Here is a 12,750-nt window from a genome sequence, read left to right on the forward strand (position 1 = left end):
ATGAAAGCCAAAGCAGGTGAAAAAGGGGAGTGGGATGTCTTTCATCGAGGGGATGAAAGCCAAAGCAGGTGAAAAAGGGGAGTGGAATGTCCTTCATCAAGGTGATGAAAGTCAAAGCAAATAAAAAAGCGGAATAGGATGTCCTTCATTAAGGTGATGAAAGCCAAAGTAAGTAAAGAATCTGATCGAATTGTCTTTCATGATTTAAAAAATAAAAAAACTAGTTACTTAGCACACGAACTTGCCTTTCACCAGTTTCTCCAAAATATAAAATGAAAATTCCCCAATTATTCCGGCTGATGCACTTTCACAGCAGCAGTACCTAATGTCTTTGCTGCGATTAGCATCGCTCTTTCATCAATATCAAACTTAGGGTGGTGATGAGGGTATCCAGTGTCCTCTCCGGATGGCCGGGCACCGGTATAAAAGAAGGTCCCAGGAATCTTCTCCAAATAATAGGCAAAATCTTCCCCACCCATTTGCGGTTCAGTTTCCTCTATTACTGAAACCTCAGGAACTTCCTGGGCACAAGAGATCAGAAACTCTGTCTCCCGCTCATGATTCACTACAGCTGGATAGCCTCTAACAAAGTCAAACTTGTAGCTGCAATTGGAGATATAACAAGTTCCATGAATAATTCGCTCCATTTCCGCCTCAATAAAATCTCGTAACTCTCCATTAAAAGTCCGAACTGTACCAATCAACTTGGCTTTATCAGCAATCACATTAAAAGCATTTTGAGCAGTAAAGGAGCCGACACTTACAACGGCAGAATCAACTGGATTTACCTTACGGCTGACAATTTGCTGCAGGTTTAAAACAATTTGGGAGGCAGTCACAATCGCATCCTTTGTTTTATGAGGCTGTGCTCCGTGTCCACCTTTGCCCTGCACTTCAATCTCAAAGCGATCAGCTGCCGCCATGATAGGTCCGACGCGATATTGAATCGTTCCAACCGGTTCGCTTGCCCAAAGATGGGTGCCGAAAATAACATCAACTCCATCCAAACACCCATCCTCGATCATTGGCTTGGCCCCGCCTGGTGCGTATTCCTCTGCATGCTGGTGTATAAAGACATAGTTCCCTTCCAGATCGTCCTTTAATTCATAAAGCGACTTGGCCAGTACCAATAAGGTCGCAGTATGTCCATCATGCCCACAAGCATGCATCACTCCAGGAAATAACGATTTATATGGAACATCCTTTTCGTCCTGAATCGGTAAAGCATCGAAATCAGCCCTGAGTGCTACTGTTTTCCCCGGTTTATTACCGTTAATCCGTGCAATTACCCCATTTCCACCGACATTCCCCTTTACTTCAATCCCTAGCTTCTCATAATAACCTTGAATAAATTTAGCTGTATCATATTCTTTAAATGACAATTCAGGATGCTGATGTAAATACCGCCGAATAGAAATCATCTCTTCATAGTAATTCTCTAATTTAACGAATAATTTGCTTAACATTTATGTACCCCCATCCCTAAATAATTTGTTTTATACTATTATATAGATATTTAACTTAATATTCTTTATACTTTTAAAAAAAGAAAGGGAAAAGGAAATGAAAGTAAAAAATAAATGGAATGTTAGTTTTATTGTCATTGCTGTTTTGACAGTAATCTTTACCACATTAAAAGTCGCGATTCACAGTCCTTTTTGGATAGATAAAATTGTAACAGCATGGTTTTCACATGTACCGGATTCCGCCATTCCTTTTTTTAAAACAATTACGAGAATGGGTAATAAAAAGGAAATCGGTGGTATTGCTCTCCTAATGCTAGCTTGGTTATTGTTGAAAAAAAGGAATTATCTTGGGGCAGCTCTGGTGGCATTGGCAACTGGAATCGGCAATGAAATCAGCAAATGGATAAAAGATCTTTTTGAACGACCAAGACCCGATTTGGAACACCTAGTCATCGTAAAAAGTTACAGCTTCCCAAGTGGTCATGCGATGGTAGGCATGATTATTTATTTCTTAATAGCCTATTTAATAATAGAAGAAATGAAGTCTATTACTGGAAAAATAATCGTTGGTTTACTAGCTGGGATTCTATTACTGTTGATTGGAGCCAGCAGAATTATTCTTCACGTCCACTATCCATCAGATGTTTTTGGTGGGTACGCGTTTGGATTTATTTGGGTGTCGCTGTGGATCTGGTTATATCAATTTATCAAATCTAAATGGTTAGTAAAATAATAAAGAGGCCTCGAATGGCCTCTTTTGTTATATGAGGAAAATCGCGGCAATGGTCGTTACAATTAAACCAACCACTACTGGAACAAGGTTTCGTCTGGCCAGCTCAAAGGGATCTACATTACAAATTGCTGCTGCCGGGATTAATGCCCAAGGAATTAGAGTTCCACCGCCAACCCAAATGGCTGCGATCTGTCCTAATGCTGTTAAGGTAGCGGCACCTTTACCAATCGCTGCTGCAAATAGACTTGCCACAGAACCAGCAAGTGAGATTCCGGAGAATCCAGATCCATCTAGCCCTGTAATAGCTCCTACAGCTGTCAGAGTGATGGCTCCAACCGTTTTACTTAATGGAACTATACTTGCCAGAGCAGCACCTAAATCATTGACAATGCCTTGTGAGGCCTTTGGTAAGTAATCTCCAATAATTTTTGTGAAACCGGAATCTCCTAAATAAAAGAAAGCGGCAATCGGAATAACAGGTCCGAATACTTTAAAGCCAAACTGAAATCCTTCAATTAGAAGACTGGTTGATTTTTCAAGACCTTTGTTTTTATAGCTAAATAATGATATTAAAATCAAAATTAGAATAGAAGTTCCGCCAATTATGGCAGTAGCATCTCCACCTGTCAAGTTCAAGTTGGTCATAGCGATGACGTCGGCTACGAATAGGAGAGGTACTAAAATGGCAAAAAATTGTTTTTGGGCGAGGGAAAGCAGAACTGGTTGGTTGGAGGATGTCTCTTGAGATGGAGACAAATCAGTAGATGCGGTGGTAAGAACCCCACGCTTCATGTCGCGCCTTAGCAAATAATAAGCTGTAACAGTGGTGACAAGACCCATAATAAATACTAATGGAATACTGGCATTAATTACATCCTGAATAGGAATTCCTGCTGCATCTGAGGTAAGTTTTGGAGCGGCTTGAATGACATAATCACCTGATAAGGCAATTCCATGTCCAAAAAGGTTCATGGCCATGGCGGCCCCAAGAGCTGGTAATCCTGCACGAATAGCTACTGGCAACAGGACAGCGCCCAATAGTGCAACTGCTGGAGATGGCCAGAAGAACCAGGATATGACCATCATCAAGATACCAATTGTCCAATAGGCCATGGGCGGGTTGCGAATCAATCGTCGGAACGGGGAGATCATCACATCGTTGATCCCGGTCGCGGTTAAGGTATGACTCATCGCAACAATAATCGAAATGACCAAAATCGTAGACAATAATTCAGTAATGGCATACCCAAAACTATTAAAAATACTACTAACAGCGTGGGCTAAACTTCCCGTAGCAGTTATGGCAATGAGGAATATACCCACAATACATATAATCGTAGTGTCCCTTCTCATAACCATGAATCCAATAATAAGAGCAATGAAAACAACGTAAATCCAATGGAGAGCAGTTAATTCAACAATCATTTTGTTTTTACCTCCTTTCTTCCTATAGGAGCTGGGTAAATGCCCTTATGGATGTAATACAGAATATGAAAACGGCATCTAGTGGTGAGTAGAAAAAATAAAAAAAGGAATGGATATAAACTCCATTCCGAAGGCAGTATTAGTTATTCAGTTATGGAATATGTATGAATGTAGGCGGGTCCGGCTAAAATTATGGGGTCACTGAGATTGACAAAAGGATGGTTGGTGCCCTTCCTATCGTCATAGGATGCTACATTGACCCAAACCGTCATAAATATATACGTATTGGTGGATCCTGGTCGGAGGGCTCTCATTGCTTTTAAACCAGTCGTTGTTCCAAAAGCTTTTACACCTTTTTTTATCTCATACTCAATTAAGGGCCTGCCCTCATCGGTGACAGGAAGATGATTCATGACGACAAAGCCTTCTTTTGTTAAGTTCCCCTCAGCCGCAAAAATGTCATACTTTCTTGGTGCCTGAAAAACTGTTTTTCCTGGAGTCTCATGAAATAATAGGGCTCCAGTTGAATTGACCAAGGTCAAAATCAGTTCTTTCGGATACTTTGATTCGATTTTCTTTAAAAAATCATACGTTCCAGTAGTTATAAAAACATTCATCCTATCAGCTCCTCACTTTCTTTGTTATGAATAGTCTATTTCAATTAAGATCCTTCATACAAGTGATGAAATTGAAACAGAGATTTCAACGATAAAAACCAACTATTTTTTGTCAATTAGTATCATATGGCTATACACAAATAGGATTAATAGGTATATTGGAGACAGTGTGTATAGGGGTTGAAAGTTTTTAAAATTATCATCATTATATTAGAATGAATACATACATGTCTTCGAAAGGTGGACGAAATGGGATGAAAAAACCAATCAATGAAACATTTTTAAAAGCAGCCAGAGGAGAGAAAACGGATCATGTTCCTGTTTGGTATATGAGGCAAGCAGGACGGTCGCAGCCTGAATACCGGGAAATTAAAGAAAAGTATTCTTTATTTGAAATCACTCATCAACCAGAGCTTTGTGCCTATGTTACACGCCTTCCTGTAGAACAATATAACGTAGACGCTGCTATTCTATATAAAGATATTATGACACCACTGCCCGCATTAGGTGTAAATGTTGAAATAAAAGGTGGAATTGGACCAGTTATTGATAATCCAATCCGTTCCTTAGCTGATGTTGAAAGACTAGGAGAAATTCATCCTGAGCAAGATATTCCATATGTATTAGATACCATCAAACTGTTAACAGAAGAGCAGTTATCTGTACCATTAATCGGGTTTTCAGGTGCTCCGTTTACACTTGCCAGCTATATGATCGAGGGCGGGCCATCGAAAAATTATAATAAGACCAAGGCGTTTATGTATGCGGAACCAAAAGCATGGTTTGCGTTAATGGACAAGCTTGGCGATATGATTATTACCTATGTAAAAGCCCAAATCAATGCCGGTGCAAGAGCGATACAAATATTTGATTCTTGGGTTGGAGCGGTCAATGTAGAAGATTATCGGTTTTTCATTAAACCAATCATGAACAGGATCTTTACCTCTTTAAAAGAAGAAAATGTTCCGCTAATCATGTTTGGCGTAGGGGCAAGCCACTTGGCGTTGGAATGGAATGATCTTCCTTTGGATGTGGTGGGTTTGGACTGGAGACTGCCTATTAAACAGGCAAGAGAAATGGGTATCCAAAAGACGGTTCAAGGAAATCTTGATCCCGCCATTCTTCTTGCTCCTTGGGAAGTGATCGAAGAAAAGGCCAAAGCCATTTTAGATCAAGGTATGACCCAGCCAGGTTACATCTTTAATTTAGGTCATGGAGTATTCCCATCTGTAAATCCAGAAATGTTGAAAAAATTAACTGCGTTTATCCATGAATATTCTTCTGAAAAGTTGAAAGGATAAAAACACCTCAGCTAAGCGTAAATATTGGTAAGTGGGCCAATTTTTTGGCACAATAATATAAGCTGCAAAAAAGGGTCATGAAAGTCAGAATGGTAGTTACTGACACTTCGTGACCCTATCCACAGTTAAGGGATAAACATACGATTGAGGTGTAAAACATGGCAAAGAAGACAATGGGGTTGCTGGTAATGGCTTATGGCACGCCCTATACATTGGATGATTTAGAGGGATACTATACTCATATTCGGCGTGGCAGAAAACCTAGCCCTGAAATGATAGAAGATTTACGAAATCGCTATGAAGCCATTGGGGGAATCTCACCTCTGGCCAAAATTACTCAAGAACAAGCTGAACTGCTTGAGCAACATATAAATAGCATACAGGATGAAATTGAATTTAAAATGTATTTGGGTTTAAAACATATTCATCCATTTATAGAAGATACAGTGAAACAAATGCATACCGATGGAATTAAAGAAGCAGTAAGTATCGTCCTAGCCCCACATTTCTCAACTTTCAGTGTACAATCCTATAATGGAAGAGCGATAGAAGAAGCTACCAAGCTGGGGGGATTGACTATTACGTCAATTGAAAGCTGGTATCAAGAACCAAAATTTATACAATATTGGGCAGAGAGAGTTAGGGGTATATTCGACAGTATGCCAGCGGATGAAAGAGAAAATGCCGTTCTAATTGTTTCCGCACATAGCCTCCCTGAGAAAATTATCCAATTTGGAGATCCATATCCTCAGCAGTTAAAGGAAACGGCTGATTTAATTGCTGAACAAGCTAGTGTGAAAAATGTTGAAATTGGCTGGCAAAGTGCAGGCAATACGCCTGAACCTTGGTTGGGTCCCGATGTACAGGATTTAACAAGGGATTTATATTATGAGAAAAAGTATAAAGCCTTTGTTTATGCTCCGGTAGGATTTGTATGTGACCATCTTGAAGTTTTATATGATAATGATATCGAATGTAAAGCGGTAACAGATGAAATTGGGGCAAAGTATTATCGACCAGAAATGCCAAATGCTCAGAGAGAATTTATTGACACATTAGCTACCGTCATATTGAAACATATTAGTCAATAATGTAAAGAGGGAAATAACAGGAAGAAGGTGAAGCCCGTGACGGAAGATCACAAGAAGGTTGTTATAATTGGTGGAGGTATTGCCGGAATGACAGCGGCGTTTTACCTTCAAAAAATGATACGTGAGCACAGCCTTCCAATCGATATTCAATTGATAGAGGCCTCACACCGTCTGGGAGGGAAAATGCAAACCGTTGTTAAGGACGGTTTTACAATTGAAAGAGGTCCTGATTCCTTCTTGGCAAGGAAGACCAGCATGATCAGACTGGCAAAAGAGGTTGGAATGGATGACAAATTAGTACCCAATTCCACGGGAAAATCGTATGTTTTAGTTAATGAGAAACTGCATTCAATGCCCGGTGGATCGATCATGGGAATCCCAACAGAAATTGGACCATTTATCACTACTGGTCTATTTTCTCTTCCCGGTAAGTTAAGAGCTGCGGCTGATTTTATTTTACCTCGATCAGAAAGTGGGAAAGACCAATCTTTAGGAGAATTTTTTCGCAGAAGATTGGGAGACGAGGTTGTAGAAAATTTAATTGAACCATTATTATCCGGGATTTATGCAGGTGATATTGATCAATTAAGTTTACAATCGACATTCCCGCAATTTTATGAGGTGGAACAAAAATACCGAAGCCTGATCATAGGGATGAAAAAGTCCGCTCCGGCAAAGCCAAAGGAAGCTGTTACAAAAGAAAAAACCACTGGCGGATTCTTAACGTTTAAAACTGGTTTGCAATCTTTTGCTGAGGCTATTGAGGCTCATCTAGACCCAAACATCATCTTAAAAGGGCATAGGGTGGAGCAGATAAACAGATTTAATGGGAAGTACGAACTATATCTCAATAATGGGGAAATGATTACGGCTGATTCTATTATTGCAGCCACTCCACATAAAGTGACGCAATCCATGTTCTCAGAGTATAACTTTTTTGAGCCTTTTAAGTCAGTTCCATCCACTTCGGTTGCAACAGTATCGATGGCCTTTCCGATAGAAGCAATTAAGCAGGATATTGATGGAACCGGATTTGTAGTATCAAGAAATAGTGACTATTCGATAACAGCATGTACCTGGACCCATAAAAAATGGGAGCATTCCACTCCGAAGGATAAAGCATTGCTTCGTTGTTATGTAGGTAGGGCCGGTGACGAAACAATTGTGGATCTCTCGGATGATCAGATCATCCGCATCGTACTCGATGATTTGAAGAAAACGATGGACATTACAATGAATCCGGAATTTTCGATTGTTTCTCGTTGGAAAAATGCTATGCCTCAATATACAGTAGGCCACAAACAAAGGCTGAATAAAATTTTGCAGTATATGAAAGAAGAACTGCCAGGGGTTTTCCTCGCAGGTGCATCCTATGGAGGCGTAGGAATTCCTGACTGTATTAATCAGGGAGAAGCATCGGTTAAAGATGTATTAGATTATTTAAAAGGATAAGATTTATTCGAAGAGACTGCTGGTTAGTAAACAGTCTCTTTTTTTTGCATTTTAGCTATTGCCAATCTATGAAAAAGAGAGTATACTCGAAAAGTAATAAATGACTGAAATGTTCATTTGGTCAATTTCGGTATCTTTAGGATTGTCATCTTTGATAATCCTAATTCTTTACAGAATAATGACCAAATGAATAAAACGGTCAATAAAAATAAAGGAGGCATCCGATATGAAAAACATCCTGTTGAAGGAAGAGCTTTCAACTATTTTCAAAAATAAGAAAGTCTTAATTCCGATTATCGCAGTCATGTTTATTCCTGTTTTATATGCCGGGATGTTTTTGTGGGCGTTCTGGGACCCTTACGGCAAGATGGATCACCTACCGGTTGCAATTGTCAATAATGACAAGGGAGCTGAAATGGAAGGAGAACACCTGAAACTTGGTGATGATCTTGTAAAAAAATTAAAAGACAGTAAGCAGTTTGATTTTAAAACTGTCAATAAAGATTCAGGANNATTACATGTTAATTGAAATACCAAAGGATTTTTCAGAAAACGCAACAACTCTCATGGATAAAAATCCAAAAAAATTGGAGCTAATTTATAGACCAAATGAGAGCTACAATTTCCTTTCAGCTCAGATTGGCGGGACTGCCATTGATAGAATTAAAACGGCTGTTTCCGAAAAGGTAACTGAAACTTATGCTGAAACGATATTTGAAAAGGTGTCTGAACTTGCAGACGGTATCAAAAAGGCAAGTGATGGTGCAGGAGAATTGAGTGACGGTACTGTCGAACTTGATAATGGCTCAAAAGAGTTAAATAATGGTCTTTCGACATTAGCAGAAAAATCGATTGAATTTAATACCGGAATGAAAACGGCTGATGCAGGTGCCGGTAAACTATCATCCGGTTCGAATGAATTATACAATGGGCTTGCAACCCTTGCGGAAAAATCAATTGAATTCAACCAAGGTGTAAAAACGGCATCTTCAGGTTCCCAAACATTGACTGAAGGTTCAAGTCAAGTTAAAAATGGTCTAGCAACAGTAGATTCCAAGCTTCCTGAACTAGTTTCCGGAACTGACAAGGTCTACGAAGGTGCTGAACAATTGAAAGAACAACTTCCTGCAGGGATTGCTGAAGGAATGAAAACTCAATTGGCTAGCAGTGTAGGAGAGCTTAATAAAGGAATTGACAGTTTTGAATCACAACTGACTGCCAGCCTCTCCCAACAAATTGCTAAACAGACATTGGCCCAACAGTCAGCAAGTATGCAGCAATTAGCTGATGCTTTAATAAAGAATGGTGCCGACCCAGCAATTGTGCAAGGTGTATTTGCACNNGAACAGCTTCAAGTACAAATTGCTGCCAACCTTAAACCAGGTTTGGATTCAGGATTCGAGCAATTTAAAACTGGGGTTAATCAAAAATTATTGGGAGCAACCACAGGTTTAGAGGAGCAAATTCGAAATCAAACCAATCCATATTTTGATAGCCTAATTAACGGAATTGGGGCAATCAATACTGGACAAAAAGATTTGCAATCTGGGATTCATCAATTATATACAGGTTCAGTTGCTTTAAACACTGGTGCCGAACAGCTAACAAATGGGATGACTCAATTATCCGGCGGTGCAGATCAATTAACAGCTGGTGCAGGCAAACTTGCATCTGGTTCTAATGAACTCAAAAATGGTGCAACCGATTTGGCAAGTGGGATGACTCAATTATCTGGCGGTGCAGATCAATTAACAGCTGGTGCAGGTAAACTTGCAACTGGCTCAAATGAACTCAAAAACGGTGCGACTGACTTGGCAAGTGGGATGAACCAATTAACAGCTGGTTCTGGAGCAATCACGGATGGGGCTGGGAAATTAGCCGATGGTTCCAACCAATTAAAAGACGGTACAACTAAGCTATCTGACGGGGCAAATGAACTTGCTACTAAACTTTCTGATGGTGCAGAACAGGCCTCAAAGGTTCATGCTGATAATAAAACATATAATATGATGGCGAAACCGGTAAAATTAGAAAAAGATAGATTAAATAAAGTGCCAAACTACGGAACAGGATTTGCACCATATTTCTTATCATTAGGTTTATTTGTTGGTGCACTTCTATTATCAATTGTCTTCCCAATTCGTGAAGCAGCTATAAGACCATCAAGCGGTTTTAACTGGTTTTTCAGTAAATTTGCGATTATGGCAGCGGTTGGTATCGTTCAAGCATTAGTTGCTGACGCAATCCTTCTTTGGGGATTGGATCTGCACGTTCAAAGTGAGCCTAAATTTATGCTATTCTCGATTTTGACCAGTTTGACATTTGTAACGTTAATTCAATTACTTGTTTCTGCATTGGCTGATGTCGGGCGTTTTGTTGCTATTGTCATTCTAATATTCCAACTAACAACAAGTGCAGGAACGTTCCCGCTTGAATTAATTCCAAATTTCTTACAGCACTTTAATGCTTTCTTACCAATGACTTATACAGTAAGTGGCTTTAAAGCAGTAATCTCAAGCGGCGACTACAGCTTTATGTGGGAAAACTTCATGATTTTATTAAGTTTTACTTTAGGGTTTGCGTTATTAACGATCGTTACCTATTCAATGAAACTTAAATCTAAACATAAGACACTTATAAGCGAGTGATAATCAAAAGACCAGCCAATTCATTCATTTGGCTGGTTTTTTCAATACCAAAATTATGAATAGAGCACAAGTTGGAGTATATTAGGGAGTAGGAAAATGAAATTGGAGGAATGAAACATGAAGCTGACTATCATTGGTTTTTGGGGTGGATATCCCAAAAAGAACGCTGCTAGTTCAGGCTACTTGCTTGAACATGATCATTTTAAACTGCTAATTGATTGCGGAAGCGGTGTATTGGCCAAGCTGCAAAATATTGTGGAGCCAGAGGAGTTAGATGCTCTTGTTCTTTCCCATTATCATCCGGATCATATTGCTGACATTGGCGTTCTTCAGCATGCCAGATTGATTCAAGGTTTTCTAGGGAAAGAATTCCCGACACTTCCTGTATATGGCCACCATTTTGATCAAGAAGAATTTGCAAAATTAACCTATAAAAATATTACCCAAGGTCATGCATATGATCCGAATCAGAAGCTAAGCGTTGGCCCGTTTCAAATCACCTTTTTAAAAACAGATCACCCAGTGCCATGTTACGCGATGAGAATCGAAGCTGACGGAAAGGTGCTTGTTTATACAGCAGACAGTGCTTTTAAAGAAGAATTTATTGAATTTAGCCAAGCAGCTGATGTATTACTATGTGAGTGTAATTTTTATGGCAACCAAAGTGGAAAGTCTGCCGGTCATATGAATAGTATGGATGCAGGGCAATTTGCTAATAGAGCAGGGGTAAAGAAATTAATTCTGACCCATCTGCCGCATTATGGGAACCTTACTGATCTTACGACTGAGGCAGCGCAGCATTTTACTGGTATAATAGAGCTAGCTGAAGAATTTAAGACCATTACACTGTAAAAGGGGAAGTAACAATGTTATTTATCGACAATAAGGGAATAACAGATCCGCAAATTAACCTCGCCATCGAAGAGTATGCCCTGAAAAATCTTGATATTAATGAAACCTATCTATTATTTTACATAAACCAGCCATCCATCATTATTGGAAAAAATCAAAACACCATTGAAGAGATTAACACAGAATATGTTGAACAGAATGGGATTATTGTTGTTCGCAGATTGTCTGGAGGTGGAGCTGTTTATCATGATCTCGGGAATTTAAATTTTAGCTTTATAACCAAGGATGACGGAGAAAGCTTTCATAATTTCCGTAAATTCACAGAACCGGTCATATCAGCTCTGAAAAAATTAGGGGTAAATGCCGAACTAAACGGCAGGAATGACATCGAAGTAGAAGGCAGGAAGATTTCCGGTAATGCACAGTTTTCTACAAAAGGTAGAATGTTCAGTCATGGAACGCTTCTGTTTAACTCAGAAATGGAAAATGTCGCCTCTGCTTTAAAGGTAAAAAAGGATAAAATTGAATCAAAAGGGATTAAATCTGTAAGAAGCCGGGTGGCTAATATATCCGAATTTTTAACCGAAAGAATCAATATCGAAGAGTTTCGTTCTTTAATTTTAAAATCAATCTTTGAGGGACAGAGTGAAATTGCCGAGTATGTTCTTACTGATGAGGACTGGGAAAAGATTCATCAGCTTTCCAAAGAACGCTACCAAAATTGGGATTGGAACTATGGAAAATCACCTAAATGTAACCTGCAGCATTCTCATCGTTTCCCTGTCGGATCGATTGATGTCCGATTAGAAGTCAATAAAGGAATCATCGAGAATTGCAAAATATATGGCGACTTTTTTGGTGTTGGCGATGTAAGTGAAATTGAAGCTAAACTAAAGGACATTCGCTATGACAAGGGTGAAATCGAAAAAGCTCTCGCAGATGTTACTATTAGTCATTATTTTGGAAATATAACGAAAGAGGAATTTCTTAACCTACTATATTAAATAGATAACAGCACTCTTTTTTTGGGGTGCTGTTTGTTTATCTAAACGCACTGTGTAACTTTTCTGAAAATATCGAGAATTATACTTGAATACTTAAGGTTCTTTCAATATAATATATTTAGAAAATTGTTACAAAAATGTGAATGAGTATTCATTCACCA

Annotated in this window: 11 protein-coding genes; 8 read left to right on the forward strand and 3 right to left on the reverse strand. The window is 39.1% G+C overall.

Translation table 11 applies throughout. The features are described 5' to 3' along the window. Positions 1-287: 287 nt before the first annotated feature. Positions 288-1,466: a M20 family metallopeptidase gene (locus V7083_RS20325; protein ID WP_335481342.1), complete on the reverse strand. Its 1,179-nt coding sequence runs from the start codon at positions 1,464-1,466 to the stop codon at positions 288-290. A gap of 97 nt (positions 1,467-1,563) precedes the next feature. Here V7083_RS20325 and V7083_RS20330 point away from each other — a divergent pair, with 97 nt between their 5' ends. After that, positions 1,564-2,199, forward strand: a complete 636-nt coding sequence (locus tag V7083_RS20330) for a phosphatase PAP2 family protein (protein ID WP_335481344.1) — start codon at positions 1,564-1,566, stop codon at positions 2,197-2,199. Between the two features lie 27 nt (positions 2,200-2,226). On the opposite strand, the gene V7083_RS20335 is transcribed toward V7083_RS20330, so the two are convergent. Next, positions 2,227-3,624: a hypothetical protein gene (locus tag V7083_RS20335; protein ID WP_335481346.1), complete on the reverse strand. Its 1,398-nt coding sequence runs from the start codon at positions 3,622-3,624 to the stop codon at positions 2,227-2,229. A 143-nt stretch (positions 3,625-3,767) separates the two neighbouring features. Continuing rightward, positions 3,768-4,241, reverse strand: coding sequence for an antibiotic biosynthesis monooxygenase (locus tag V7083_RS20340; protein WP_335481348.1), 474 nt, complete (start codon positions 4,239-4,241; stop codon positions 3,768-3,770). A 254-nt stretch (positions 4,242-4,495) separates the two neighbouring features. Here V7083_RS20340 and hemE point away from each other — a divergent pair, with 254 nt between their 5' ends. The 7 genes from hemE (at position 4,496) to V7083_RS20370 (ending at position 12,589) form a co-directional block, all read left to right on the forward strand. After that, a complete protein-coding gene (hemE, locus tag V7083_RS20345; protein WP_335481350.1) occupies positions 4,496-5,542 on the forward strand; it encodes a uroporphyrinogen decarboxylase in 1,047 nt (348 codons plus the stop codon). 158 nt (positions 5,543-5,700) lie between these two features. After that, positions 5,701-6,633, forward strand: a complete 933-nt coding sequence (gene hemH, locus V7083_RS20350; RefSeq protein WP_335481352.1) for a ferrochelatase — start codon at positions 5,701-5,703, stop codon at positions 6,631-6,633. Between the two features lie 36 nt (positions 6,634-6,669). Beyond that, the gene (gene hemY / locus V7083_RS20355; protein ID WP_335481354.1) at positions 6,670-8,085 is read left to right on the forward strand and encodes a protoporphyrinogen oxidase; all 1,416 of its coding nucleotides are present in this window, start codon (positions 6,670-6,672) and stop codon (positions 8,083-8,085) included. 304 nt (positions 8,086-8,389) lie between these two features. Next, a complete protein-coding gene (locus tag V7083_RS23865) occupies positions 8,390-8,614 on the forward strand; it encodes a YhgE/Pip family protein (RefSeq protein ID WP_438823755.1) in 225 nt (74 codons plus the stop codon). A 37-nt stretch (positions 8,615-8,651) separates the two neighbouring features. Then, the gene (locus V7083_RS20360) at positions 8,652-10,733 is read left to right on the forward strand and encodes a YhgE/Pip family protein (RefSeq protein WP_438823756.1); all 2,082 of its coding nucleotides are present in this window, start codon (positions 8,652-8,654) and stop codon (positions 10,731-10,733) included. Positions 10,734-10,850: 117 nt separating this feature from the next. Beyond that, positions 10,851-11,585, forward strand: a complete 735-nt coding sequence (locus tag V7083_RS20365; RefSeq protein ID WP_335481356.1) for an MBL fold metallo-hydrolase — start codon at positions 10,851-10,853, stop codon at positions 11,583-11,585. A gap of 14 nt (positions 11,586-11,599) precedes the next feature. Next, entirely contained in the window at positions 11,600-12,589 is a 990-nt protein-coding gene (locus V7083_RS20370) for a lipoate--protein ligase (RefSeq protein WP_335481359.1), read from the forward strand. The last annotated feature ends 161 nt before the right edge of the window (positions 12,590-12,750 follow it).

This window comes from Bacillus sp. JJ1764 (assembly GCF_036962145.1).
In the GTDB taxonomy this organism is placed as follows: Bacteria; Bacillota; Bacilli; order Bacillales; family Cytobacillaceae; genus Neobacillus.